This window comes from Pseudomonas sp. BF-R-26, assembly GCF_019947395.1.
Taxonomy (GTDB): domain Bacteria; phylum Pseudomonadota; class Gammaproteobacteria; order Pseudomonadales; family Pseudomonadaceae; genus Aquipseudomonas; species Aquipseudomonas farris.
Genome location: NZ_JAGYGK010000007.1, coordinates 246,229 through 270,779, shown reverse-complemented (window position 1 = coordinate 270,779; position 24,551 = coordinate 246,229). Strand labels below are relative to the sequence as shown.

Annotated in this window: 20 protein-coding genes and 1 tRNA gene; 10 read left to right on the top strand and 11 right to left on the bottom strand. The window is 58.8% G+C overall.

Annotation, left to right across the window (positions count from 1 at the left end; genetic code table 11):
* Positions 1 to 30: 30 nt before the first annotated feature.
* Both KGB18_RS12660 and KGB18_RS12655 read right to left on the bottom strand, forming a co-directional pair.
* Positions 31 to 1,770 carry a dipeptidase gene (locus KGB18_RS12660; RefSeq protein WP_223570016.1) on the bottom strand — a complete coding sequence of 580 codons (1,740 nt, stop codon included), beginning with the start codon at positions 1,768 to 1,770 and terminating at the stop codon, positions 31 to 33.
* Positions 1,771 to 1,856: 86 nt separating this feature from the next.
* The gene (locus tag KGB18_RS12655; RefSeq protein ID WP_223570015.1) at positions 1,857 to 2,969 is read right to left on the bottom strand and encodes a CapA family protein; all 1,113 of its coding nucleotides are present in this window, start codon (positions 2,967 to 2,969) and stop codon (positions 1,857 to 1,859) included.
* 177 nt (positions 2,970 to 3,146) lie between these two features.
* Between KGB18_RS12655 and KGB18_RS12650 the strand changes: the two genes are divergently transcribed.
* Positions 3,147 to 3,221, top strand: a tRNA-Gln gene (locus tag KGB18_RS12650).
* Between the two features lie 196 nt (positions 3,222 to 3,417).
* Here KGB18_RS12650 and KGB18_RS12645 read toward each other — a convergent pair.
* Positions 3,418 to 5,418, bottom strand: a complete 2,001-nt coding sequence (locus KGB18_RS12645; protein ID WP_223570014.1) for a peptidase U32 family protein — start codon at positions 5,416 to 5,418, stop codon at positions 3,418 to 3,420.
* Between the two features lie 111 nt (positions 5,419 to 5,529).
* The gene (locus KGB18_RS12640) at positions 5,530 to 7,416 is read right to left on the bottom strand and encodes a sigma-54-dependent Fis family transcriptional regulator (RefSeq protein ID WP_223570013.1); all 1,887 of its coding nucleotides are present in this window, start codon (positions 7,414 to 7,416) and stop codon (positions 5,530 to 5,532) included.
* A 346-nt stretch (positions 7,417 to 7,762) separates the two neighbouring features.
* Between KGB18_RS12640 and KGB18_RS12635 the strand changes: the two genes are divergently transcribed.
* The 5 genes from KGB18_RS12635 to KGB18_RS12615 all read left to right on the top strand — a co-directional run bounded on the left by KGB18_RS12635 (position 7,763) and on the right by KGB18_RS12615 (position 13,139).
* Positions 7,763 to 8,863 (top strand): ATP-NAD kinase family protein, encoded by a 1,101-nt coding sequence (locus KGB18_RS12635; RefSeq protein ID WP_123721744.1) that lies wholly within the window; start codon positions 7,763 to 7,765, stop codon positions 8,861 to 8,863.
* Entirely contained in the window at positions 8,841 to 9,818 is a 978-nt protein-coding gene (locus KGB18_RS12630) for a thiamine pyrophosphate-dependent dehydrogenase E1 component subunit alpha (protein ID WP_223570012.1), read from the top strand. Before KGB18_RS12635 ends, KGB18_RS12630 begins: the two co-directional genes overlap by 23 nt.
* Positions 9,819 to 9,850: 32 nt before the next feature.
* Positions 9,851 to 10,870 carry an alpha-ketoacid dehydrogenase subunit beta gene (locus KGB18_RS12625; protein ID WP_123721746.1) on the top strand — a complete coding sequence of 340 codons (1,020 nt, stop codon included), beginning with the start codon at positions 9,851 to 9,853 and terminating at the stop codon, positions 10,868 to 10,870.
* A complete protein-coding gene (locus KGB18_RS12620) occupies positions 10,867 to 11,979 on the top strand; it encodes an acetoin dehydrogenase dihydrolipoyllysine-residue acetyltransferase subunit (RefSeq protein WP_223570011.1) in 1,113 nt (370 codons plus the stop codon). The genes KGB18_RS12625 and KGB18_RS12620 overlap by 4 nt, the downstream gene beginning before the upstream one ends.
* An 89-nt stretch (positions 11,980 to 12,068) precedes the next feature.
* Positions 12,069 to 13,139 (top strand): 2,3-butanediol dehydrogenase, encoded by a 1,071-nt coding sequence (locus tag KGB18_RS12615; RefSeq protein WP_223570068.1) that lies wholly within the window; start codon positions 12,069 to 12,071, stop codon positions 13,137 to 13,139.
* 144 nt (positions 13,140 to 13,283) lie between these two features.
* Here the strand turns inward: KGB18_RS12615 and KGB18_RS12610 are convergent, their stop codons facing one another.
* The 6 genes from KGB18_RS12610 to KGB18_RS12585 are packed head-to-tail and all read right to left on the bottom strand — an operon-like array spanning position 13,284 to position 19,472.
* Complete coding sequence (locus KGB18_RS12610; RefSeq protein ID WP_123721749.1) at positions 13,284 to 14,798, bottom strand: ABC transporter substrate-binding protein; 1,515 nt, start codon at positions 14,796 to 14,798, stop codon at positions 13,284 to 13,286.
* Positions 14,799 to 14,831: 33 nt separating this feature from the next.
* The gene (locus tag KGB18_RS12605) at positions 14,832 to 15,803 is read right to left on the bottom strand and encodes an ABC transporter ATP-binding protein (protein WP_223570010.1); all 972 of its coding nucleotides are present in this window, start codon (positions 15,801 to 15,803) and stop codon (positions 14,832 to 14,834) included.
* Positions 15,800 to 16,786 carry an ABC transporter ATP-binding protein gene (locus tag KGB18_RS12600; protein WP_223570009.1) on the bottom strand — a complete coding sequence of 329 codons (987 nt, stop codon included), beginning with the start codon at positions 16,784 to 16,786 and terminating at the stop codon, positions 15,800 to 15,802. The genes KGB18_RS12605 and KGB18_RS12600 overlap by 4 nt, the downstream gene beginning before the upstream one ends.
* The gene (locus KGB18_RS12595; protein ID WP_123721752.1) at positions 16,783 to 17,637 is read right to left on the bottom strand and encodes an ABC transporter permease; all 855 of its coding nucleotides are present in this window, start codon (positions 17,635 to 17,637) and stop codon (positions 16,783 to 16,785) included. The genes KGB18_RS12600 and KGB18_RS12595 overlap by 4 nt, the downstream gene beginning before the upstream one ends.
* A complete protein-coding gene (locus KGB18_RS12590; RefSeq protein ID WP_123721753.1) occupies positions 17,634 to 18,581 on the bottom strand; it encodes an ABC transporter permease in 948 nt (315 codons plus the stop codon). The genes KGB18_RS12595 and KGB18_RS12590 overlap by 4 nt, the downstream gene beginning before the upstream one ends.
* Positions 18,582 to 18,584: 3 nt before the next feature.
* The gene (locus KGB18_RS12585; protein WP_201062184.1) at positions 18,585 to 19,472 is read right to left on the bottom strand and encodes a proline iminopeptidase-family hydrolase; all 888 of its coding nucleotides are present in this window, start codon (positions 19,470 to 19,472) and stop codon (positions 18,585 to 18,587) included.
* A 180-nt stretch (positions 19,473 to 19,652) separates the two neighbouring features.
* On the opposite strand from KGB18_RS12585, the gene KGB18_RS12580 reads away from it, so the two are divergent.
* On the top strand, positions 19,653 to 20,411 hold the full coding sequence (locus KGB18_RS12580) for a LuxR family transcriptional regulator (RefSeq protein WP_123721755.1): 759 nt from the start codon (positions 19,653 to 19,655) through the stop codon (positions 20,409 to 20,411).
* A 93-nt stretch (positions 20,412 to 20,504) separates the two neighbouring features.
* Positions 20,505 to 21,452, top strand: coding sequence for a proline iminopeptidase-family hydrolase (locus KGB18_RS12575; RefSeq protein ID WP_223570008.1), 948 nt, complete (start codon positions 20,505 to 20,507; stop codon positions 21,450 to 21,452).
* A 272-nt stretch (positions 21,453 to 21,724) separates the two neighbouring features.
* Here the strand turns inward: KGB18_RS12575 and KGB18_RS12570 are convergent, their stop codons facing one another.
* Complete coding sequence (locus KGB18_RS12570) at positions 21,725 to 22,438, bottom strand: autoinducer binding domain-containing protein (protein WP_223570007.1); 714 nt, start codon at positions 22,436 to 22,438, stop codon at positions 21,725 to 21,727.
* A 441-nt stretch (positions 22,439 to 22,879) separates the two neighbouring features.
* On the opposite strand from KGB18_RS12570, the gene KGB18_RS12565 reads away from it, so the two are divergent.
* Both KGB18_RS12565 and KGB18_RS12560 read left to right on the top strand, forming a co-directional pair.
* Positions 22,880 to 23,464, top strand: a complete 585-nt coding sequence (locus KGB18_RS12565; RefSeq protein WP_187326454.1) for an acyl-homoserine-lactone synthase — start codon at positions 22,880 to 22,882, stop codon at positions 23,462 to 23,464.
* 33 nt (positions 23,465 to 23,497) lie between these two features.
* Positions 23,498 to 24,544, top strand: coding sequence for a GNAT family N-acetyltransferase (locus tag KGB18_RS12560; RefSeq protein ID WP_223570006.1), 1,047 nt, complete (start codon positions 23,498 to 23,500; stop codon positions 24,542 to 24,544).
* Positions 24,545 to 24,551: the final 7 nt, after the last annotated feature.

The window sequence follows — 24,551 nt, the reverse complement described above, 5'->3', positions numbered from 1 at the left end:
CCGCCAGAATAGCGGGTCCGAAAGGGAGGGTCAGAGTTTCGGCAACTGCCCGATGCGCCCGAACATTTCGGTCACGATCTGCAAGTCCAGCAGGAACTGGTCGACGGTCTTGAACTCGTTGTCGTTGTGACCGGTGTACTTGAGCTCGGGCCTGGCCAGGCCAAACTGCACGCCATTGGGCAACTCATGGACCGAAGTGGCGCCGGCAGAGGTGCCAAACTTGTGTTCCATGCCAAGGTTTTCGCTGGCCACTGCTAGCAGGGCCTTCACCCATTCACCCTCAGGGTTGCGGTGCATTGGCTCGGCGATCGAGTAGTCAAAGTAAGCCGCAATGTGGGTCTTGTTGCTCCAGGCACCAATCTTTTCGGCGATTTCGGTCTTGAGCGCTTCTGGGGATTTGCCCTTCGGCACGCGCAGGTTCACCGCGAGCTTGAAGGCTTTTTCATCCATCCCGACATAGGTCAGGGATGTGGTCAGCGGTCCCATGAAGTCATCGGAAAAACCGACCCCCAATTTGCCACCCAGATAGTCCAGCCCCCAGTTGTCGGTGGCGTAGCGGGCGGCGTCGGTAATGTGGTTGTGCTTGAGCGCGACCTTGCCGTCGAGGCTGTTGATGAAGTCCAGCATCCTTGCCACCGGGTTGACGCCTGACTCGGGCTCGGAGGAGTGGGCAGAAACGCCGGTGACCGTCAGCAAGACGTCCTTGCCGACGACCTTGGCGATCACCTCGAAGTTGCCGCCATTGCGCTTGGCATAATCAGTACCGGCTTTCTGCAGGCTGGCGGCCAAATCGGCGGGCTTGTCAGTCATCAGGGTGGCGACTGACGTCGATGGGATCTGGTTGGTTGCCAGGCCGCCGGTCATTGCAGTGATTTCGGCGCCTTTGCCCTCTGCCTTACGCCGGGCAAAGTTCGCCATGACAGTGCCGTAGCCTTTTTCGGCAATCACCACCGGGTAGCCGCCATCCAGCGCCAGGTTGTAGTTGGGTGTCGGGTTGTGTTCGAAGTAATAGGGGATGGCGTCGCCCGTGGTTTCTTCAGTGGTGTCTACCAGCAGCTTGAAATTCCTGGCTAGCGGCAGCTTCTCTTCCTTGATGATCTTCATGGCGTAGAGCGCCACCACAATGCCGTTCTTGTCATCCTCGGTACCCCGACCATACATGCGGTCGCCGACCAGGGTGACCTTGAATGGATCGAGTCGGGTGCCGTCTTTCAGGACCCAGTTCTCTGGCGTCACGGGCACCACATCCGCATGCGCGTGAATGCCTACGACTTCATCGCCGTTGCCTGCGAGGGAGATTTCATAGACACGGTTATCGATGTTGCGAAAGTTCAGGTTGAAAGCTTGGGCGAGGCCCTTGAGCTTGTCGGCGATCTTGATGAATTCGGGATTGTCGTGCTGTGCAACGCCGTCCACGCGGAAGGTCGGGATTGCCACCAGTTCGCGCAGGGTCTCAGTGGCAGCACTGCCGTATTTCACCCGTGCATAGAGGCCAAGCAGGCGATGGATCTCGTTCTGCTGTTCAGGGGTAAGGGTCTTGTTGCTCTGGAAGGCACTGATTGCCGGGCCGAGGTCGTTGGTTTTGGCAAGGTCGCTCTTGGCCAGGCGTCCCAGGAACTGCCTGAAATCCGTTACCGATGCGTCACTGAAGGTCTTGAGAATGGTGGCGCTCTGTTGCGGGGTGATGTTGGCGTGCGCTGACGTGGTGAACGACGAAAGGCTGGCCAGCATCAGGGTTGTCGCGGCCAGGTGCTTGAGTGATAAATCCATTGTTGGGCATTCCTTTGCAGGCGGTTTGTGAGAAATTTCTGGTCGATTAGTCAGAAATGTTTCCAAATTAACATGCCCAGAGGCACCTACCAACGCAACACGAAGGCATTTTTCGCGCCCGGCTGGATGCTGCTGCCCAAGCGTGCGCACTCGCGAGAAAGGGTGTCGTGCAGCCATTGACGGTCATCCCCTTCGGCGCGACAGATGCGAAAGCGACAGAGTCGGGTGGGTATCAGGTCCAGCGATTGCAAGTGTCCCTCCGGGTCCAACGAGGCAAAGTACAGAAGCCCCAGGTCGCCGCGAAAGTCTGTGTGGCCCTCGATGCCTTCGTAATCGTTCAGCAGATCACCGCAGCCATAAAGAATCAGATGTTCGCGATACACCTCAATGCCCTTGATGTGGTGTGAGGAATGCCCATGCACCAAGTCAACGCCGGCCTCGTCGATCAAGGCATGGGCGAACCGGACTTGCTCGCGCGGGATATCGAACCCCCAGTTGCCGCCCCAATGAATGGAGGCGACCACCAGATCCCCCGGTTTTTTGCCCTCGAGAATCCGTTCGGCTACGGGGCGCAGGCTTTGCATCGACAGATCTTCCAGACGCGCGACACCCGCGCGACGATCCGTGGCGGCCCAGTCCGACGGAATGCCGCTGTCGGGCGCGCCGAGGCCAAACACCAGCAAGCGCCGCCCGCCAGGCTGTGGCAGCACGGCGGGTGCTTCGGCAGATTGTCGGTTGTGGCCGGCACCGGCGCTGCACATACCGTTGCTCGACAAGGTGTCCAGCGTATCGGCCAGGCCGGCTGCTCCCCAGTCCAGCACATGGTTGTTGGCCAGCACGCAACAGTCGATGCGGGCTGCGCTGATGGCCGGGAAGTTCTCCGGGGTCATGCGGTAATTGATGCCCTTTGGCTCCGGTCGTCCACGGCGGGATACTGCAGTTTCCAGATTGATGATGCGTGCGTGTGGCTGGCGAAGTTCAAACTCATCCAGCGCCGCGCCCCAGACATAGGTGAAATCGACTGGGAGGGGAATCGGGCCATTGAGTCTTTCTGCCAGCCGGACGTAATCGCCGGCATTCTTGACGTAGGCTTCGTAAAGCCGCGGATCGCCAGGATGCGGCAGTACGGAATCGATGCCGCGGGCGGTCATGACATCGCCGGCGAGAAACAGCTTCAGTGTATCGGTAACAGCTGCCATGGCACCCTCCAGGATCAGGAGTAAGCATCTGTTTTAAAACAAATATATTTTTGTGTTGGCCTTCCCAGACGAAGCAAAAGTTGATAAATTCCCGCCCGTTCTTGCAGAGGTCCTTACAGGGCTTGTCCGCAAGGACAAATCAGAAAGAGAGTGCCGAGCACTCGCCGCAACAGATACAGGGGCGTCGCCAAGCGGTAAGGCAGCAGGTTTTGATCCTGCCATGCGTTGGTTCGAATCCAGCCGCCCCTGCCATTTTCCTTATACTCATCCAAGTATGGCCTCCGCCGGCAGGTATTGCGGAAGTCCCGGATGATTGTCTTTACAGAAAACGCCAACGCCGATCCGGCGTTTTTTTATGCCTGTAAATCCCTCTTGGTCACACCTTTAACATTCAGTCGCCTTGCGAGCGCAGCGAGCGCGGCGCCGTAGCGGCGCGCTCGCAAGTCACTCAGTGCGGTGCGCGAGGGATGGTCTTGAGCAGGTCTTCAGGGCTGATGTGGCCGACGACTGGCTGCACCACGCTGCCCGGTTGCGGCAGGTCAAGGATGTGTCCCTTCATCTTGCCGATCACATGCATCTCGCAAGGCTTGCAGTCGAACTTCAGCGTCAGCACCTCGTCACCGTGCACCAGTTGCATCGGCGCGACCTTGGTGCGCACGCCGGTGACGCCCTTGGCCTGCTTGGGGCAGAGGTTGAAGGAGAAACGCAGGCAGTGCTTGGTGATCATCACCGGCACCTCGCCGGTCTCTTCATGAGCCTCATAGGCCGCGTCGATCAGCTTGACGCCGTGACGGTGATAGAAGTCGCGGGCTTTCTGGTTGTAGACGTTGGCCAGGAACGACAGGTGCGACTCCGGGTACACCGGTGGCGGATCGGTCTCGGCCTTGCGACCACCCCGTGGATGGGCTTTGATGCGGGCCGCGGTCAGCGCTTCGATGACTTCGCGGCGCAAGGCCTTGAGCTGCGAGTTGGGGATGAAATACGCCTGCGGTGCATCCAGCTCGATCGCCGTGGCGTGGTACTGCGTGGTGCCCAGTTGGCCGAGCAGATCGTGCAGCTGTTCCAGGGCCTGTTCCGGCTTGTTGGCCAGACCGAATGGACCGTCCAGGGCAACACTGGCGCTGACACCTTCCTCGCTGGTGGCGGTCAGCTCCAGGCGATCCTCACGCAGACGAGCGACCCAGGCAAGACCCACCCGGCGCTCGGCGGAGGTCTTGAGCAGGGCCTGCTGCCAGTTGTGGTCGAGGTTGCGGCTCAGCGGGTGATTCGGTCGCAGCTGGTGCAACCCCTTCGGCATCTCATTGGGTTCCACACGATAGCGGTAGCGCTTTTCACCGTCCTCTTCGAACTCGTCCTTCGGCTCGGCGATGTTGGTGCGCCAGCCCACCACTTCACGCTTGACCAGCACATTGAGGCCGTCGCCGTTGGACAGCGGTTCGTGGGTGACCACCAGCAGATCGCGTTTGCCGACTTTCTCCACCACGCCCACCGGCAGGCCGGTGAAGGTGGGTGTGTCGAAGGCGCCGATATCGATCTTGCGGTCGCTGACGAAGTAGTCGGTGCTGCCGCGGTGGAAGGTCTTTTCCGGGTCAGGCAGGAAGAAGTGCGCGGTGCGGCCGCTGGACGCGCGGGCCAGGTCCGGGCGGTCTTCGAGGACGTCGTCCAGGCGCTGGCGATAGTAGGCGGTGATGTTCTTCACATAGCCCATGTCTTTGTAGCGACCCTCGATCTTGAACGAGCGCACGCCGGCTTCCACCAGCGCGCGGATGTTGGCGCTCTGGTTGTTGTCCTTCATGGACAGCAAGTGTTTTTCGTAAGCGATCACACCGCCTTTTTCGTCCTTGAGGGTGTACGGCAGGCGGCAAGCCTGGGAGCAGTCACCGCGATTGGCGCTTCGACCGGTCTGCGCATGGGAGATGTTGCACTGACCGGAGAACGCCACGCACAGCGCGCCATGGATGAAAAACTCGATGGCCGCGTCGGTCTCGTCGGCAATGGTGCGGATCTCTTTGAGGTTCAGCTCGCGGGCCAGTACCAGTTGCGAGAAGCCGGCCTGGTCGAGGAACTTCGCCCGCGCCAGGGTGCGGATGTCGGTCTGGGTGCTGGCGTGCAGCTCGATCGGTGGGATGTCCAGCTCCATCACGCCCAGGTCCTGGACGATCAGCGCGTCGACGCCGGCATCGTACAGTTGGTGGATCAGCTTGCGGGCCGGCTCCAGCTCGTTGTCGTGCAGGATCGTGTTGATGGTGGTGAACACCCGGGCGTGGTAGCGACGGGCGAATTCTACCAATTGGGCGATATCGCTCACCTCATTGCAGGCGTTGTGGCGTGCGCCGAAGCTCGGGCCCCCGATGTACACGGCGTCGGCGCCATGCAGGATGGCCTCGCGGGCGATGGCCACGTCGCGGGCGGGGCTGAGCAGTTCCAGGTGATGTTTGGGTAGGGACATGTTTTTTTAGTCTGGCTTGTCACGGTCAAGGTGCGCATTGTAGCGGCGAAACGTTTGACCGGCACCCGTATGCTGCCTGATGGCGAGCGGGGCCGCAGGATGAAGCTGTGGCTAGCCCCTGCCAGGCATGTCGATGTCATATTGATGCACCCGTCGATACAGCGTCGCCCGGGAGATGCCCAAAGCCTTGGCCGCGGCAGTGGGTTTCCAGCGATGACGCACGAGGGCATCGATGAGTGCCTGGCGTTCCGGGCTGGCGCAGTGTTCCACGGTGTCAGCTGAAGCCGGATCACTGAGTCCATGGCCAAGCAGTTGCTCAGGCAAGTCACTCAATAGAATCAAATGGGTTTCGCACACCGCGCAGGCGTAACGCAGCACGTGCCGCAGTTCGCGCACATTTCCCGGCCAGCGATAGCCGAGCAGGCATTCCAGTGCGGAGCTTCCCAGTTGCATCTCCATTGCGCAGGTCGACGATTCTTCTTCGAGTATCCGGTTGATCAAGGCCAGTCGATCACTGCGTTCGCGCAACGGCGGTAATTGGAATCGCGCGCCACTGAGGCGAAAGTACAGGTCCTCGCGAAACTCGCCAGAGGTCACCCGTGCTTCCAGATCGCGGTGGCTTGCGCAGACGACCTGAATGTCGATCGCTTTGCTTCGTGACGCTCCCAGGGGGGCCACTTCGCCCTCGGCTAAAACCCGCAGTAGGCGGGTTTGCAGGGGCAGGGGCATATCGCCGATTTCATCGAGAAACAGAGTGCCGCCATCGGCCTGTTCCAGCAAACCTCGTATACCTTTATTCGATGCACCGGTGAAGGCGCCGGCCACATAACCGAACAGCTCGCTTTCGATCAGGTTTTCGGGAATCGCTGCGCAGTTCACCGCGATAAAAGGTCGCTCACGGCGCAGACTGGCCTGATGCAACTGGCGGGCGAAGACTTCCTTGCCAGAACCGGTTTCACCCTGGATCAGCACTGGTAAATTGCGGTCTTTGACCCGCACCGCAAGGCGCAGGCTTTCTTCCAGTCGCGGGTCGAGTTCGACGGGTGACAGCACCCGGCGCGCAGGGTTGCGTTTGACCCGCCGTGGCGCGCTGAGTCGTCCATGCAAGGCATGACGGCCACCTTGGCCGTGAAGCAGGCAGAGCGATTCGTCCCTGGCCCGATGCAATAACTGCTGATCGAACACTTGGTCGATGTGTTCCGGCAGTTGGCCAAAGCTTTGCAAGAGCCACTGCCGCGCCGCGGGGTTCAGCGCCTGCAGTCTTCCGTCATCGTCCCAGGCGAGCAGGTAATCGGGTTGGCTGTCGACATAGCCCGGGCTGTTGTGGGCCCGCAGCACCCAGTAACCCTGGGCACTGCTCATGAAAAACGCTTGTTCTATTTCCCGTGCGCTCTGCACCACCATCTGCCGGATCAGGTGTTGCGAACGACGGTCGTCCGGAGAGCGCACCGCGGACACATCGAGCACCCCGAGCAGTTCGCCCCGAGGGTCGAAGACTGGCGCTGCAGAGCAGGTGAGTCCGATAAAGGCGGCGCGGAAGTGATCTCGCTTATGCACCGTGACCGGTGTTCGTGCGGTCAGCACCGCGGCCACCCCACAGGTGCCTTCCTCGCCTTCAGACCAGCAGGTGCCCAGGTACAGACCGGCTTTGCGGCAGTCATTGCGGATCGAGGTTTCCACGCGGTAGTCGATGGTCTGGCCCTGGGCATCGGTGAGCAACACGCAGTAGTCGGCATCGCGCACGCGACCGTGGAGGCGGGCGACTTCTTCGCTGGCGATGCGCAGGAACAGTTCGGAGCGTTCTCGACATTCCTTCAGCACATTCTGCGAAAGGATCCGTGGCCCTTGTAGTGAGCCGGGGTCCAGGTGGTGTTGCTCCATGGAGCGACGCCAGGAGTCCAATATCAAGTCCGACACAGGCAGTTGCGGCAGGTGCGCTGCGTTCTTCAAAACACGGCTGACGCAATCCACGTGCGCCTTCGAGTGTGCGGAAAGCATTTAAGGTCTCCGGTTCGATCTTCTTTTAGTTGTGCGGCTATTAAGCGCCGTTCATCGATGGTCGACAAGCGTCGATTCACTCACGGCGAAGGTGAGACGCGACGTCTCAAGGTCTCACCACAAACCCGTGCAGGCTGACATGAAACGTCTCAATCGAGCGTAATTCCAACCCTCATAGGCTCAGGTCATGGCCGCTCTGGAACAGGCGTTCTGGCGCTTTTGTGCGGATCTGGCACCGGCCTTGCTCTAGCCCCTGCAACCAGTGCGACTGGCAACCCGATAATAAAAAGAGGTGCCCTATGTTCTCCTGCCGAGGCCTTTTCCTTGTTCTACCTGTGGGGGTGACATGAGTCGCTTGCCCCTGACCGTCGGCATCATTGCCAACCCGGCGTCCGGCCGGGACGTACGGCGCCTGACGGCGAATGCCGGGCTATTTTCCAGTACCGACAAGGTCTCGGTGATCCAACGGTTGCTGGCGGCTTTTGGCGCCACCGGTGTCGAGCGGGTGCTGATGCCCACCGACATGACCGGCATCGCCGCTGCGGTGTTGAAGAACAGTCGTGGCCGCCAGGCGCGTGACAGCCACTGGCCAACCCTGGAGTTCCTGGACCTTACCTTGCGCCAGAGCGTGGCGGACACTCGCCAGGCCGCGCGCTGGATGGCTGAACGCGGCGTGTCGCTGATCGCCGTGCTCGGCGGTGACGGCACCCACAAAGCGGTGGCCGCAGAAGTCGGCGACATTCCACTGCTAACCCTGTCAACGGGGACCAACAATGCCTTCCCGGAACTGCGTGAAGCCACGAGTGCCGGCCTGGCCGGCGGACTATTCGCCAGCGGCCGAATCCCGCCCGAAATTGCCTTGCGCCGCAACAAACGCCTGCTGGTACAGATCCCGAGCCGCGATCTGTACGAAGTGGCTTTGGTGGACGTGGCGGTGTCCTCGTTGCCCTTTATCGGCGCCCGTGCAATCAGCCGTGGGATCGATCTGGCGGAGGTGTTTGTGACCTTCGCCGAGCCTCAGTCCATTGGCATCTCGGCCCTCTGTGGCTTGTGGTTTCCAGTGTCGCGTCAAGCCCCCAACGGCGCCTGGATGCGCCTTGATCCGTACTCTTGCGAAGCCTTGCTGGTGCCACTGGCGCCCGGCCTGTTGCAAGGCTGCGGCGTGCTCGCCGCCGGTAGCCTTGAACCCGGCGTTGCCCATCGTCTGTGCCTGAGCAGCGGCACCCTGGCCCTGGATGGCGAGCGGGAAATCGAATTCAACGCCCATGACTTACCCACCGTTACCCTCGATGCCGGCGGTCCGCTGAGCATCGATGTCAATGCGGCGCTGGCCTATGCAGCGCAAGAGCGGCTGCTGGCCATCGGCCGTGAACATCCGCAACACCCTTTGAACCTTGAGTCTCAAGACACCCTGGAGAATAAAAATGTCGACACAGCTGACCGCTGATCAATTGCTGCATGCCTATCGGGTGATGCGCACCATCCGTGTTTTTGAAGAGCGCTTGCACGTGGAGTTCGCCACCGGCGAGATTCCCGGTTTCGTCCATCTCTATGCCGGTGAAGAGGCCTCGGCCGCCGGTGTCATGGCTCACCTGGGGGATGATGATTGCATTGCCTCCAATCACCGTGGCCACGGTCATTGCATCGCCAAGGGCGTTGATGTGTACGGGATGATGGCCGAGATCTATGGCAAGAAAACCGGGGTCTGTCAGGGCAAGGGCGGCTCCATGCACATTGCCGATTTCGAGAAGGGCATGCTCGGCGCCAACGGCATCGTCGGTGCCGGTGCACCACTGGTGGTCGGGGCGGCCCTGGCAGCCAAGCTCAAAGGGACCGACGGTGTCGCCGTGGTGTTCTTCGGCGATGGCGGCTCCAACGAAGGGGCCGTGTTTGAAGCGATGAATATGGCCTCGGTGTGGAACCTGCCATGCCTGTTCATTGCCGAGAACAACGGCTACGCCGAGGCCACGGCCTCCAACTGGTCCGTGGCTTGCGATCACATCGCCGACCGCGCAGCCGGCTTCGGCATGCCCGGGGTCACCGTCGACGGCTTTGACTTTTTTGCTGTTCACGAAGCCGCCGGTGCCGCAGTGGCGCGGGCCCGCGCCGGTGAAGGACCGTCGCTGATCGAGGTCAAGCTGACCCGCTACTACGGCCACTTCGAGGGCGACGCCCAGACCTATCGGGCACCGGACGAGGTCAAGTATTTCCGCGAACACAACGACTGCCTGATGCAGTTTCGCGAACGCACCACGCGCACTGGTTTGATTGATGCCAGCCAGTTGGACCAGATCGATAGCGAAGTGGACCTGCTGATCGAAAATGCCGTGCGCAAGGCCAAGTCCGACCCCAAGCCGAGCGCGGTCGACCTGCTCACCGACGTCTACGTTTCCTATCCCTGAACGCCCCTATAACAAGAATCGAGACCTTTATCATGGCGAGAAAAATCAGTTATCAGCAGGCAATCAACGAAGCCCTGGCCCAGGAAATGCGTCGCGACCCCAGCGTGTTCATCATGGGGGAAGACGTCGCCGGCGGTGCCGGTGCTCCCGGTGAAAACGACGCCTGGGGCGGCGTGCTGGGCGTGACCAAGGGCCTCTATCACCAATTTCCCGGACGCGTGCTGGACACGCCGCTGTCGGAGTTGGGTTATGTCGGTGCCGCCGTCGGCGCAGCGACCTGTGGCGTACGCCCGGTGTGTGAATTGATGTTTGTCGACTTTGCCGGTTGCTGTCTGGACCAGATCCTCAATCAGGCGGCCAAGTTTCGCTACATGTTCGGTGGCAAGGCCTCCACCCCGTTGGTAATTCGCACCATGGTCGGCGCGGGCTTGCGGGCAGCCGCCCAACACTCGCAAATGCTCACATCGTTGTGGACCCACATTCCCGGGCTGAAAGTCGTCTGCCCGTCGTCACCTTATGACGCCAAGGGCCTGTTGATCCAGGCTATCCGCGACAACGACCCGGTGATTTTCTGCGAACACAAACTGCTCTACAGCATGCAGGGCGAGGTGCCGGAAGAGCTCTATACCATCCCGTTCGGTGAAGCCAACTTCCTGCGCGATGGCAAGGACGTGACCCTGGTCTCCTACGGGCGCATGGTCAATACAGCGATGGACGCAGCCCGCAGCCTGGCAGGGCGAGGCATTGATTGCGAGGTCATCGACCTGCGCACTACCAGCCCGCTGGACGAAGACAGCATTCTCGAAAGCGTTGAAAAGACCGGGCGCCTGGTGGTGATCGACGAAGCCAACCCGCGCTGTTCCATGGCCACCGACATCTCGGCCCTGGTGGCGCAAAAAGCGTTCGCCTCGCTCAAGGCGCCCATCGAGATGGTCACTGCGCCGCACACGCCGGTGCCATTCTCCGACGCCCTGGAAGACCTCTATATCCCTGACGCGGCGAAGATCGAAAACGCCGTTCTCAAGTTGATCGAGTGGAGCAAGCGTTCATGAGCCAGATCCATACCCTGACCATGCCCAAGTGGGGCTTGTCCATGACTGAAGGCCGGGTCGATGTCTGGCTCAAGGAGGAGGGCCAGGCGATCGCCAAGGGCGATGAAGTCCTCGACGTAGAAACCGACAAAATTTCCAGCAGCGTCGAAGCGCCGTTTTCCGGTGTGCTGCGTCGGCAGATCGCGCGCCAGGATGAAACCCTCGCGGTCGGTGCATTGCTCGGCATCGTGGTTGACGGTGAAGCCAGTGAGGCCGAAATCGATGCGGTGATCGAGCAGTTCCAGGCTGCGTTCGTGCCGGGTGACGGCGCTGAGGAAGACAGTGGGCCGAAGCCGCAGAAGGTCGAACTGGACGGGCGGCTGATCCGTTACTTCGAGCGCGGCGAAGGCGGGGTGCCGTTGGTGCTGGTGCACGGGTTTGGCGGTGACCTGAACAATTGGATGTTCAATCATGAAGCGTTGGCCGCCGAACGCCGGGTGATAGCTCTGGATCTGCCGGGCCATGGCGAGTCGACCAAACAGCTGGAGCGTGCAGATCTGGATGAGCTGAGCGGGGTGTTGCTGGCGCTGCTCGATCATCTGGATGTTCCCGTGGCGCATCTGGCAGGTCATTCCATGGGCGGTGCGGTGGTGCTGAACACCGCGCGTCTGGCGCCCCATCGGGTGCGTTCCCTGAGCTTGATCGGCAGCGCTGGTCTGGGCGCGGAAATCAACGGCGATTACCTGCAAGGTTTTGTCGATGCAGCCAGCCGCAATGCCCTCAAACCACAGCTGGTGCAACTGTTCTCCGACCCCGAACTGGTCAATCGGCAGATGCTCGAAGACATGCTCAAGTACAAGCGCCTGGAAGGGGTGGACACAGCCCTGCGCCAGCTGGTTTCGGGGTTGTTCAAAGAAGGGCGGCAACAGCTCGATCTGCGCGGCGTGGTGCAAGACGGCCGGCAGCCGGTGTTGCTGATCTGGGGCAGTGACGACGCGATCATTCCTGCGACCCATAGCGTTGGCCTGACAGCCCAAATCGAAATCCTGCCGGGCCAGGCGCACATGGTGCAGATGGAAGCGGCCGAGCAGGTCAATCGGTTGATCCTGGACTTTGTGCAACAACACTAATGCTCCCTTGGCGACCATTTGCAGGTCGCCAAGGTCAACGACTTCAAGGAGATTCCAGCATGAGCCTTTTAATTAACCCGACCCGCAGCATGCGTGCCGCTGTCTGGCATGGCCGTCACGATATCCGTGTCGAAGACGTTCCGTTGCCCGTGTCGCCACCCGCGGGCTGGGTCCAGATTCGTGTGCAATGGTGCGGTATTTGCGGCTCCGACCTGCATGAATACGTGGCCGGGCCGGTGTTCATCCCGGTGGATGCGCCGCACCCGCTGACCGGGATCAAGGGGCAGTGCATTCTCGGTCACGAGTTCTGTGGCGAGATCGTCGAAATCGGAGCCGGTGTCCAGGGGTTCAACGTTGGCGAACCGGTGGCAGCCGATGCCTGTCAGCACTGTGGCACGTGTTATTACTGCACCCATGGGTTGTACAACATTTGCGAGAACCTGGCCTTCACCGGGCTGATGAACAACGGTGCGTTCGCTGAGTTGGTCAACGTGCCGGCCAATCTGCTTTACAAGTTGCCGGCCAACTTTCCCGCTGAAGCCGGGGCGTTGATTGAACCGTTGGCAGTGGGCATGCACGCGGTGAAAAAGGCCGGAAGTTTGCTGGGGAAAAATGTGGTGGTGGTTGGCGCGGGCACTATCGGCCTGTGCACCATCATGTGTGCCAAGGCTGCTGGAGCGGCGCAGGTCATCGCCCTGGAAATGTCAGGAGCGCGCAAGGCCAAGGCTCTGGAGGTAGGGGCGAGTCATGTGCTAGACCCCAATGAATGCGACGCTCTGGCAGAGGTGCGGCGGCTGACCGGCGGACTTGGGGCGGATGTCAGCTTCGAATGCATCGGCAACAAACACACGGCCAAGCTCGCTATCGACCTCATCCGCAAGGCCGGCATGTGTGTGCTGGTGGGCATCTTCGAGGAACCCAGTGAGTTCAACTTCTTCGAACTGGTCGCCACCGAAAAACAGGTGCTGGGTGCGCTCGCCTACAACGGTGAGTTCGCCGATGTGATTGCCTTTATTGCCGACGGCCGGCTGGACATCACGCCGCTGGTAACCGGGCGTATTCAGCTGGAGCAGATCGTCGGGCAGGGCTTTGAGGAATTGGTCAACAACAAGGAACACAACGTGAAAATTATCGTGTCACCTGCTCGACCCTTGCCATGATTTCTGTGGATCTGAACAAGGTGCTGGATGTGGGTTTCTAGTACCTGCTCCAGGCATTAAAAATGGAGCTCTGAAAAGAGCTCCATTTTTTTGCCAAAAAAGTCCTTTCGGGCCATTCCTGGATCACTTCAGCACAACGATTGCTCAGTTCTTCACCGTTTCCTCAAGAGAGAAGCGCCCCAGTGGGTTTTGCTGGAAGTTTTCTATGTTCTTGCGTGAAATGTTGATGTACGGGCTGTAGTAAAGGTCGATCCAGTTGACGTCCTGTTTGGCGACCTTCTGCAAGTCGACGTACATCTGTTCACGCTTGATCGGGTCCGCTTCGATCCGGGCAGCCGACACCAGATTCTTGACCTTATCGTTCTTGTAGCGGGTCATGTAGTTCATGTTGGTGTCGTGGCCCAGAACGAAGGTGGTCTTCTGGTCCGGGTCGAGGATGTCGTTGGTCCAGTACATCACGGACAGGTCGTAGTCACCGTCGACCAACATCTGCCAGCTCTGGGTGGGGTCGACCTTTTGCAGGGTGGCGGTCACACCGACGGCCGCCAGTTGCTGCTGAACCAGCACGGCAATCTGCTCATCGGCTTCGTTGCCAGCGTTGACCACATAGTTCAGCTTCATGCCCGCTGCGCCGGCATCGCTCAGCATCTGCTTGGCTTTGGCCGGGTCGAATGGACGCTTCAAGTTGTCGGCGTAGTGGTAAAGCGAGCCCTTGGGAATGTAGGAGTAAGCCTCCTGGCCATGGCCAAAGGTGACGGTATCGACCACCGATTTTTTGTTGATCGCCATGTCCAGTGCCTGACGTACTTCAGGCTTGCTCAGCAGACCGTGCTCATGGTTGATCAACAGGTGATCTTCCCGAGTGGAAGGGTCGGAGTGGATAGTCAGGTTGGGATCCTTGCGCAGCGCGTCGACTCGCGAAAACGGTACGAAGATCGCTGAGTCCAGCTCACCTGCCTGCACCTTGAGCATCCGGGTATTGTCGTCAGGGATGGAAATCCACTCCACGCCATCCAGGCTGACTTTGTCGGCCTGCCAGAAATGCGGGTTCTTCTCCAGCTTCACGCGGTCGCCGCGCAGCCACTCTTTGACAAAAAATGCCCCTGAGACCACAGGCTCTTGCGCATAGGCATCTTCGCCCATGCGGGTCATGGCCTTCTGCGAGAGAACCGACACGGTCGGCGAGGCCAGTTGCGAGAGGAACGGTACCGATGGGGTGGTCAGGGTGACGACCAGGGTACGCGGGTCGGCCGCTTTCGCCGTGTCGATCAGTTTGTAGGCATCGCTCCACAGCGAGGCCTTGTTATCGCGAGTGCGCAACAGACTGAATGCCGCATCATCGGCCGTGATCGGCGAGCCATCGGAGAACTTCGCCGCGCGCATTTTGAAGGTGTAGGTCAGGCCATCGTCGGAGACTTTCCAGCTTTCAGCCAGGCCGGGTTCCATCTTGCTACCGGCCTTGTCGACCCGGATCAGTGTGTCGTAGACATTGGAAAACACCCAGGTATCGCGGTTTTGCGCACTCTTGATCGGGTCGAACGTGGTGCTTTCTTCACGGCAACCGATGGTGAGTACACCCGCCGCCTGAGCAATACCGCTGGCAAGGGTGCAAGCGGTCAATGTGGCGGCGGCGAGCAATTTCAAATGCCTGGATCTCATGGTCAAACTCCTTCTTGATGAGTACGTGGTTTTTTAAAACAGAGGCTCCTCGAGCACGCAGTCATAACGGCGAGCGTCGAGTTGACGGGTAGGGGGCGCCACTTGGCTACAAGTGGGACGAACGTAGCGACAGCGCGGGTGAAAAGCGCAGCCGGATGGCAGCTGCAAAGGGCTGGGCGGTTCTCCGGGCAAAGGGTCGGTGGGCAGTGCCCGGGTCGGGTCGATTTCCGGAATCGACTGGATCAGCGCGGCGGTATAAGGATGTCGCGGGGCGCGAAATACTTCCTCCACGGGGCCTTCTTCGACGATCTTGCCCAGGTACATCACCGCCACCCGATCACAGAGCCGGCGAACGATCGCCAGATCATGGGCAATGAACACAATCGCCAGATTCATGCGCTGGCGCAGCTCCAGTAGCAGGTTGATGATCTGCCCCTGGATGGACACGTCCAGCGCGGCCACGCATTCATCGGCGACGATCAGGCGCGGCTCCACGGCCAGCGCGCGGGCGATCCCGACACGCTGGCATTGGCCGCCGCTCAAGGCGTGCGGTTTGCGGGCGGCCAATTCGGGGCGCAGACCGACCAGGGTCAGCAGTTCATCGACTCGGGCGGCAATCAGTGGCTCCGGAACCTTGCGTTGTACCCGGAGCACTTCCGCCAGGGTCTGGCCGATGCTCAGGCGTGGGTTGAGGGCGGCGTAAGGGTCTTGAAAAACCATCGCCGTCTCATGACGCAGCCGCTCGATATCGATCTTCCCGGCATGGGCCATGTCGACGCCATCGAACAGCACCTGCCCGGCGTAGATCTCGTTAAGGTGCAGGATCGCCCGTCCCAAGCTGCTTTTGCCACTGCCCGACTCGCCGACCAGCCCGAGCGTTTCTCCGGCCGAGAGGGTCAGCGAAACGCCGTTGACCGCTGTCAGCCATTGCCGGTTCATGCCCAGCAAACCAGTGCCCGGAGCGGCGAAGCGCACGTGCAGATCCTTGACCTCGAGCAGGGTCATGAGCGGTCTCCGACGGCCAAGGGGTAATGGCAAGCGATGCGGTGTCCATGGGTGACGGGCTGCAAACTCGGCATCAGTGATGTGCATTGGTTGCCGGTTTGCTGGCAGCGCGGATTGAAGCGACATCCCTGGGGCAGGGCGTCGAGCAGGGGCGGTTGCCCGGCGATGGTTTTGAGCAATGCGTGACCGTGACTGGTGGCCGGCTGACAGTCGATCAACCCAGAGGTGTAAGGGTGGCGTGGATACGCCAGCACCTCGTGTTTGTTGCCGTGCTCGCACAAGCGTCCGGCGTACATCACGGCAATCGAGTCGCAGGTCTGGGCAACCACCCCCAGGTCATGGGTGATCAAGATAATTGACAGGCCACGCTGGTCACGAAGATCCAACAGCAGGCGCAGGATTTGCGCTTGCACTGTGACGTCGAGGGCGGTGGTTGGTTCGTCGGCGATCAGCACGTTCGGGTTGCAACCCAGCGCCACGGCGATCATCGCTCGCTGACGCATGCCGCCGGAAAATTCGTGAGGGTAACTGTCGACTCGCCGCTGCGGATCGGGAATGCCTACTTGTCGAAGTACGTCGATGGCCTGGGCGCGGGCTTCGCGCTTACTGGCACCCTGGTGCAGACGAATACCTTCGCCAATCTGCTCGCCGATGCGCATCAACGGGTCGAGATGGCTGCTGGGGTTCTGGAAAATCATTCCCAGTTGACGCCCGCGCATGCGGCGCATGCCAGCCTCGTCCAGGTGCAACAGATTTTCTCCGGCCAACTGCACGGTTGTGCCTTCGACTCGCAGGTTTGGCGACGGCAGCAGCCTCATTAAACCGCGACAGGCCATGGTTTTGCCGGAGCCGCTTTCCCCCACCAGTCCGAGCACTTCACCCTCGGCCAGGTCAAAGGACAAGCGATCCACCAGAGTTACCTCGTGCTCACCCTTACGGGCGATGACGCTGAGCTCTTCGACCTTCAGCACGGGCGCACTCATGAGCGTTCACCCAAGTGTTCGGCAACAGCGTCGGCCAGTAGGCTGAAGCCCATGGCCAGGGTGACGATCGCCAATCCCGGAAAGGTGCAGATCCACCAGGCGGAAGTAATGAAACTCTGGCCTTCGGCGACCATCGTGCCCCACTCGGCAGTCGGTGGTTGAACCCCGAGGCCGAGGTAACTGACCGCTGCGCCGTTGAGCAGTACCAGCACCGCATCGGACATGGAAAACACGATCGAGCCGAACATCGCGTTCGGCAGCAAGTGCCTAAACAGGATGCGCCCATGACCGAAGCCGAGGCTTTTGGCGGCCAGGGCAAAATCACTTTCCTTGAGTATCAGGATCTGCGAGCGGATCAACCGTGCGTAGGACACCCAGCCCACCAGGGCCATGGCGATATAAAAACTCATTAGGCCGGGGCCGAGGATTGCCATGATCGCCAGCATCAACACCAGGAACGGGAAGGCCAGGATGATATCGATCAGGCGCATGCAGAACGTATCGAAACGCCCGCCGATATAGCCGGACAAGGCCCCGACACAGGTGCCGATCAGAAACGGAAAAATGACCCCGATCACTGCCAGCTGCAAATCGATGCGGGCCGACCAGATCACTCGAGACAAGACGTCGCGGCCGAAATTGTCAGTGCCGAACGGGTGGGCCAGATGCGGGGCCAGCAGGCGAATATCAGTGTTCTGGGCGATTGGATCAAAGGGCGCGATCCAGGGCGCGAAGATCGCCAGCACCAGCCAGCCGAGCAGGATTGCCAGGCCCAATCCCATTGCCAATCGAGGGTTGCGCAAACCCAGGCGCAGGTTCAGTCGGGGGGCCGTCGTTGCCTGACTGCTCATCGGATTTTCACCCGTGGATCGATGGCTACCGTGATCACATCAGCGAGGAAGTTTACCGCCACGGTGGCGCAGGCCAGCACCATTGCCACGCCCTGGACCACCATATAGTCACGGGTGAAGATGCCCCGGACCAATAGCTGGCCGATCCCGGGAATGGCGAACAGACTCTCGATGACCACTGTGCCGCTGATCAGCCAGCCGATGTTCACCGCCAGCAGGTTGACGGCGGGTACGAGCGAGTTGGGCAGTACATGGCGACGAAACACCGCGTCCTCAGGCAGGCCGCGAGCCCGGGCTGCCGTGACATGGTCGGCTTGCAACTCCATCAACATGCTTGCCCGCAGATTGCGTACCAACACTGCCGATAACGCCAGGGCAATGGTCAGGCAGGGCAGGACCATGTGGTGCAGTTTGTCCAGCCAGGAGCGGCCGTAGCCGGAAACCGGGAACCAGCCCAGTTGCACACTGAATAGCAGGATCAACATGATCCCCAGCCAGAACGCCGGCATGCCGAGCCCGGCGGTGGTGAACAGGCGGATCAGGTTGTCGCCCCAGCCACCCTTGTTGCGGGCCGCAACGGTGGCCAGCGGCACCGCGATCAACATTGCCAGCAGCACACTGCCAAGCACCAGAAACAGCGTGGGCTCGATGCGTGTGCTGATCAGCTTCAAGGCGTCGACCTTGTACAGCAATGACTGGCCAAGATCGCCGTTGAACAGGTTTTTCAGGAAGTAGAAGTACTGCATCCACAGCGGCTGATCGAGGCCGAACTGAGCGCGAACCCTGAGCAGCCCCTCCGGCGTACTGCGCGAGCCGAGCAGGGCGCGCGCCGGGTCGCCGGGAATCGAGCGCACTAGCACAAACGTGATGAGACTGATGCCGAACAGCACCGGCAGCAGTTGCAGGGGCCGTGACAGGATGAAACGGTAACGCGACAGATTCATCGACTAACCTCGGTGCCGCTGGAGGAAATCCAGCAACACCGGAAAGTAGGCGTGAGGTTCTTCGTAGAAGGGCATATGGCTGCTGTTGGGGAACACATGCAGTGCAGCATCCTTGAGCGCCATTTTCATGCGCATTGCACAGGCCGGCGTCAGTTCGTCGTGTTGGCCGGTGGTAATTAATACCGGCATGGTGAAGTCGGCCATTTCCTGCAGACGGTTCCAGTTTTTCAGGTTGCCGACGTAGAGAAACTCATTCGGCCCCTGCATGGTTGTGTAGGGCCCCATGTTCCAGTCGCCCAGAGAGCGCGTGACCGGTGCCGGCCACTCGTCCAGGCGGCAGACGTGGCGATAGTTGAGGAGGGTGATCGCCGCTTGGTATTGCGGGTGATCGAGGGTGCCCGTGGCTTCATGGCGTTGCATCATGGCCACGGTTTCGCTGCCCAGTGCGCCACGCAGACGCTCCAATTCCTGAGACAGGTGGGGGATATCGCCTACCGTGTTTTCCAGAATCAGGGTTTTGAGTGCGTGAGGGTGGTAAATGGCGTATTCGATCGCCAGCCAGCCGCCCCAGGAGTGCCCCAGCAAGTGCACCCGGCCCAGGTTGAGGGCCTGACGGACGGTTTCCACCTCAGCGACATAACGGGTGATGTCCCACAGAGATGGGTCTTCGGGTCTGTCAGACGCCCCGGTGCCAAGTTGGTCGAAGGCGACAACGCGCAACCCCTTGTCCTTGAGCCAGCCATGGGCGTCACGCAGATAATCGCAGGGAAGCCCCGGGCCTCCATTGAGGCACAGCAGGACCTCATCGCCCTCGCCAAAGCTATAAACCACCAGATTGTGGCCATCGACCTCGACGTTATAGTGCTGGTCCGGCTCGATTTCACGCCACATCGCAACTCTCCCTTTATGATGCTGACCGGTTCGCAGGCAAACTAAATGGCCTACCTTACTGAGTAAGTCATGTGCCCAAAAGCTAGTATTTGTTATAGGTTTGGTCTGGCAGTCCCTCGCCGAGGCGTGGCATTCTACGTGCTGAATTTCAGGATTGAAATTAATTAGGGAGGGCAATGGATGCAGACGAAGCTATCAGACCTCAATCCCCGTCTGGTGTCGGGCAAGAGCCTGGATGAGCTGATGGACAACGCCTTGCTGTTGGCCGAGGAGCTGGGCTTTGATGCCTTGGTGTACGACTACAGCCCGGTGCCGATGGACCATGAAGGCAAGTTGATCACGCCCGCGGTGCTCAAACTGCGCAAGACTCCAGCCGATTGGCATGCGCGTTGGTGTGCAGAGGGTTACTACCAGATCGACCCTGTCCAGCAGGTAGCACTCAATTGTGTTTCACCCTTTGTCTGGTCTTACAAACCCGGGACTGACACCGTGCTGGAGCCGGTCATCAGTCAGTGCCATGCGCCAGTGGTGAATTATCTGGAAGACGCGCAGATGACTTGTGGTGTGTCGGTCCCGATTCATCTGCCCAGAGGCGGCTTTGCCTCCTTGACCGGGCTGCGTACCGCCAGCAGCAGTGTCCTGTGCGATGCCCGGCGGACCCTGGCGGATTTCAGCCTGATTTCCCATGCCTTGCAGGAAGCGGCCTATCCGTTGCTTGGCAAAGAGGCTCACACGCCTCCCATTCACCTGACCAAACGTGAACGCGAGTGCCTTAAATGGGCGGCAGAGGGCCTGACCGCCGCCGAGATTGCCAGCCAACTGAATCGCTCATTGGCCACCATCAGCCTCCACCTGACCTCGGCCATGCATAAACTCGGGGCCAAGAATCGGGTCCAGGCCGTGGTTCGGGCTACCCACTATCGATTGCTCGATAGCTGAAATAGGGCAGAAACCTATTTGTTTCTCTAGTTATTTCGAAAATCTGATCCCGGTATCGTGTGCCGTACAGTTTTTCAGGGGCGGCAAACAGAAATGGAATCTATCGGAATACGCGAAGGCTTCGCACCTTTTGGTCCTTATCAGACCTGGTACCGCGTCACGGGTCACTTCGACGGTAAAAACACGCCGCTGGTGATTCTGCATGGCGGCCCGGGCTGCACGCATGATTACGTCGACGCTTTCAAGGACATCGCCGCGAGTGGCTATCCAGTGGTTCATTACGATCAACTGGGTAACGGTCGCTCGACCCACCTGCCGGAAAAAGATGCCTCGTTCTGGAACGTAGCGCTGTTTCTCGATGAACTGGACAACCTGCTGGATCATCTGGAAATCAGCGACAACTACGCGCTGCTGGGGCAATCCTGGGGCGGCATGCTCGCCAGTGAGCACGCCGTACGGCAACCTGCGGGGCTACGGGCCTTGATCGCCGCCAATTCGCCTTCGGATATGCGCGTCTGGGTTGAGGAAGCCAACCGTTTACGTCAGTTACTGCCTGCCGGCGTACATGAAACATTGCTTGAACACGAACGGGCAGGGGATTTTCAAGCGGTCGCCTATCAGGACGCTTCGAGGGTTTTTTACGACAACCATGTGTGTCGCGTCCTTCCCTGGCCTGATGAGGTGGCACGTACTTTTGCCCAGGTCGATGCCGATCCCACCGTTTACCATGCCATGAGCGGGCCGACGGAATTTCATGTGATAGGCAGCCTGAAAGACTGGACCATTGTCGACCGCTTGCGGCATATCAACGTGCCGACGCTAGTGATCTCCGGTCGCTACGATGAAGCAACACCGACGGTGGTCAGACCTTATCTGGAGCAGATCCCGAACGTGCGTTGGGCGTTGTTCCAGAACTCCAGCCATATGCCTCATGTCGAGGAGCGGGTCGCCTGCATGGGGACGGTGGTGAGTTTCCTGGATGAGTGTTTGGAGGAGAGGGCGATGATTGGCGATCTCAAGCGTGAAGAACTGCTGCTCTGACCCGCTTCCTTCCTGCTGCTGGGGCGGCCTCATGGGGCTAACTGTGCCCTGTTCGGCCTGCCGGGCGAACCATTGCATGATCGGCAAGCATTCCAGATGCGAAGTGGCCGAGAGTTGCGGGCATAACGCATAGACCGCTCTGGTCTTCAACGGTTGGCCGAACGGGGCAACGAGCATACTACGATCGATGGATTCCTCTGTCAGGATCAAGTCGATCACGGCGCCCCAGCCCCTCGCGCCTCAATGCAATCGCACCGGCCGGAACGACTGGCTTAGAACAGCAAACCCATCAAGGATGCTTTGACCGCTGCTTCGGCTTTGTTCGAGGCTTGGAGTTTGCGCATGGAATTGACCAGATGAAATTTCACGGTTCGCGTGTCGATATTGAGAATAATGCTGATTTCGACATAAGTTTTTCCCATGGCCGTCCATTTCAGGGTTTCTTTTTCGCGTGCGGTCAGTGGCTTGTACTTTTCAGGTATGGGGCTGTCAGCAAAAAAACGCGTCATGGACTCATGCGCTAACTGAGTCAACCACATTAATTTGGTCTCTTTGCTCTCCAGCTCTGCGGTGGAGATATGTTCACCGGAGCGGGAAACAGAGAGTAAGCCAATAGTGTTGTATTCGCGTTGCGAAGAAAGGCACCAACCATGATTTAGGTTGTAATGTCGCGCTTCTTCCCAGAATGCCAGGCTTTGACTTTGTTGTTCCGCGGACCAGCGCATGGGAATGGAGCGCGTCAGCCCGTGTTCAACGGTAGGGTCTTGAGAAAAATAATCTTCGGCTACGTATTTTTTCTCCCAGGCGCTGGGGTAGTTTGAAAGTAGAAAATATTGCGTAGGGGCTAACGGTGAGTGAGTTTTTAGTCCATAGGAACAAAACTCGAAACCCAAGTTTAAAGTTATTTTAATCAGTTTGTTGAATAATTCATTTGCAGAAGTGCAGCCAGAAACCAAATCCATGAAATCTTCGCGCCAGTCATTCACCAACATTACCTTCCGTGGTCAGCGCTCTTAGTGAGAAGAGCGGGGGCTTATCATACAGGATCGAAGCGCTGCCGGAAGGATCGCCTGAATTGTAATTTCGTTAATACAATGGCAACACCACGCCCGTTAAGGTGCCGTTGCACAGGTGAATGCCTCGCAAGGGCGCCGGAGTGTCAAGTCTGTGAGAAAAGATCAGTTGTTTCATATGTTTTTTGGTACGAAAGTGCTAGAAAAGCGGGGATTTGAAGTGTCTGGTGTTTTTTACCTTCGATACAAAGATGTCACCATTTTCAACTCATCGGTGAGGGCAGGTTAATCATCATTTAGCGATCAGTGCTGCTCGTCATGGGATGTCACTTTAATTACCTGCCCATTCGGGCAGCTACTAACATAGGTCTCGGTTTGTTGTACTGGCGAAATAACATTTGCTAGGTGGTTGTTATGCTGACTGCTGTAACAGGGACTGTTAGTGATCTTTTGCCAGGGATGGCATCCGCGCTCGCTAAATATAGGTATGAGGTATTCGTTAAAGAGTTAGGCTGGCCTTTACGCTGTGAAAACGGTGTTGAGTTAGACGCTTTTGATCGTCCTGATACGGTGTATGTTCTGGCCTGTGATAATAACCATGAGATATTTGGTTGTGCCCGGTTGATTCCTACTAATCGTCCCTACCTGTTAGGCGATGTATTCCCTCATCTAATGGAAGGCAGCCCGCTGCCGTTCTCTCCAGACATATGGGAACTTTCCCGTTTCGCCATCAGCAAGCCGAAAGGCCAGGTATTGAGTGCTGAGCAAGCCTGGAAAAACACGGTGAAGTTAGTGAAGGAAGTGATTGATGTTGCACGCTCAAAGGGGGCGTTTCGATTGATCGCGTTTACTGCTGTTGGGAATGAGCGCCTGCTGAAACGGATGGGGGTCAATACGCAAAGGATTTCTCCGCCGCGGCTTATTGATAACAAAAGTATCGTTCCCTTCTGGATCGAAATCGACGACAAAACCACCAGGGCTTTGTGTCTGGCCGCCTAGAAACTTTGCAGTGAATGATGGTCGAGAGTACCGATGAGTAGGGTCACAGGTTTGGCGGCATGCGATTGGTATGCCCTGATGTGTTTGGATAAGCGTGTTTCGGTGGTGGGCCGCACGCAAGAGCAGCTTGCACAGCGAGTAACCGCAGCGTGTGAGTACTCCGCAACTGAGCATAATGTACCAGTAGCATGGAAGGACGAGAGTGGCGAGATAGTCGCTTTCTGCATCGTGCATTTTGACAAAGAGATCAGGGTCAATGGACTGGATAATGCGTACTTTTCGACGCTGATAGCGCTACCAGTGGCGAGCGTCCTGCAACAGCTGATGCGTACTTCAGTTGAGTATATAAACAGCACGCGGTTGCTACCTGAGCGGGTGTCTGACTTGGTAGGCCCTCTCCACAGTTCGTTCTTGATTGAGCGAGGATTGCGCACGTTTGAGTCTGATTTCAATGTGTTTTCGTTGCCGTCAAACACGATTGAGTTGACGCATGCCCTGACGCAAGCAGGATGTCGAAAGGAAAAAGACTTGATTGAAATTGTCTTTCAACCGCCGTCTCAGGGATATCAACAGCACGCTCTGGAAGAAAAGCTCACTCAGCGATTGGCCGATATTGAATTTCATCATTACGGGCAAGATGAACTGGTTGCCAAAAGTCAATTGTTGGCAGACTGTTACAATCGATCCTGGGAACGAAACTGGGGATACAGTCCCGCGTCCAGAGAGCAGTTTGAAATTGCTTCGCGCAATATTAAAAACATATCGGCGCTTGTCGCCGAACGCGATGCTGAAGTTGTCGGCTTTACTATGTTTGCCCCCGCGATGAATGACCAGGGATTGTACGGTCGCGCTTTTTTTACGGGGGTCGCTCCTGAGTATCAACGAAAAGGGTTGTCGGTAGCGCTCACCTTGAAGTTATCCGCCATCGCGTTGAACAAGGTCGGTCGTAGCAAAATCAGTCTGTCCTGGATGCTGGAGGATAATGTCATGGTTCTTCGAACGATGCGTCACCTCACCCGGGACGGCATTTGCCATGAAAGAGCTTATCGAATCTATAGATATACCGCATCGGTTGAATGAGAGTCTT

Bases quoted from the DNA above. Each gene is read 5' to 3' on its own strand.
- KGB18_RS12655 (WP_223570015.1), bottom strand. From the start codon at position 2,969: ATGGCAGCTGTTACCGATACACTGAAGCTGTTTCTCGCCGGCGATGTC.
- KGB18_RS12580 (WP_123721755.1), top strand. From the start codon at position 19,653: ATGCAGACGAAGCTATCAGACCTCAATCCCCGTCTGGTGTCGGGCAAG.
- KGB18_RS12610 (WP_123721749.1), bottom strand. From the start codon at position 14,798: ATGAGATCCAGGCATTTGAAATTGCTCGCCGCCGCCACATTGACCGCT.
- KGB18_RS12660 (WP_223570016.1), bottom strand. From the start codon at position 1,770: ATGGATTTATCACTCAAGCACCTGGCCGCGACAACCCTGATGCTGGCC.
- KGB18_RS12560 (WP_223570006.1), top strand. From the start codon at position 23,498: ATGAGTAGGGTCACAGGTTTGGCGGCATGCGATTGGTATGCCCTGATG.
- KGB18_RS12635 (WP_123721744.1), top strand. From the start codon at position 7,763: ATGAGTCGCTTGCCCCTGACCGTCGGCATCATTGCCAACCCGGCGTCC.
- KGB18_RS12585 (WP_201062184.1), bottom strand. From the start codon at position 19,472: ATGTGGCGTGAAATCGAGCCGGACCAGCACTATAACGTCGAGGTCGAT.
- KGB18_RS12600 (WP_223570009.1), bottom strand. From the start codon at position 16,786: ATGAGTGCGCCCGTGCTGAAGGTCGAAGAGCTCAGCGTCATCGCCCGT.
- KGB18_RS12620 (WP_223570011.1), top strand. From the start codon at position 10,867: ATGAGCCAGATCCATACCCTGACCATGCCCAAGTGGGGCTTGTCCATG.
- KGB18_RS12575 (WP_223570008.1), top strand. From the start codon at position 20,505: ATGGAATCTATCGGAATACGCGAAGGCTTCGCACCTTTTGGTCCTTAT.
- KGB18_RS12605 (WP_223570010.1), bottom strand. From the start codon at position 15,803: ATGACCCTGCTCGAGGTCAAGGATCTGCACGTGCGCTTCGCCGCTCCG.
- KGB18_RS12625 (WP_123721746.1), top strand. From the start codon at position 9,851: ATGGCGAGAAAAATCAGTTATCAGCAGGCAATCAACGAAGCCCTGGCC.
- KGB18_RS12565 (WP_187326454.1), top strand. From the start codon at position 22,880: ATGCTGACTGCTGTAACAGGGACTGTTAGTGATCTTTTGCCAGGGATG.
- KGB18_RS12645 (WP_223570014.1), bottom strand. From the start codon at position 5,418: ATGTCCCTACCCAAACATCACCTGGAACTGCTCAGCCCCGCCCGCGAC.
- KGB18_RS12590 (WP_123721753.1), bottom strand. From the start codon at position 18,581: ATGAATCTGTCGCGTTACCGTTTCATCCTGTCACGGCCCCTGCAACTG.
- KGB18_RS12615 (WP_223570068.1), top strand. From the start codon at position 12,069: ATGCGTGCCGCTGTCTGGCATGGCCGTCACGATATCCGTGTCGAAGAC.
- KGB18_RS12640 (WP_223570013.1), bottom strand. From the start codon at position 7,416: ATGCTTTCCGCACACTCGAAGGCGCACGTGGATTGCGTCAGCCGTGTT.
- KGB18_RS12595 (WP_123721752.1), bottom strand. From the start codon at position 17,637: ATGAGCAGTCAGGCAACGACGGCCCCCCGACTGAACCTGCGCCTGGGT.
- KGB18_RS12630 (WP_223570012.1), top strand. From the start codon at position 8,841: ATGTCGACACAGCTGACCGCTGATCAATTGCTGCATGCCTATCGGGTG.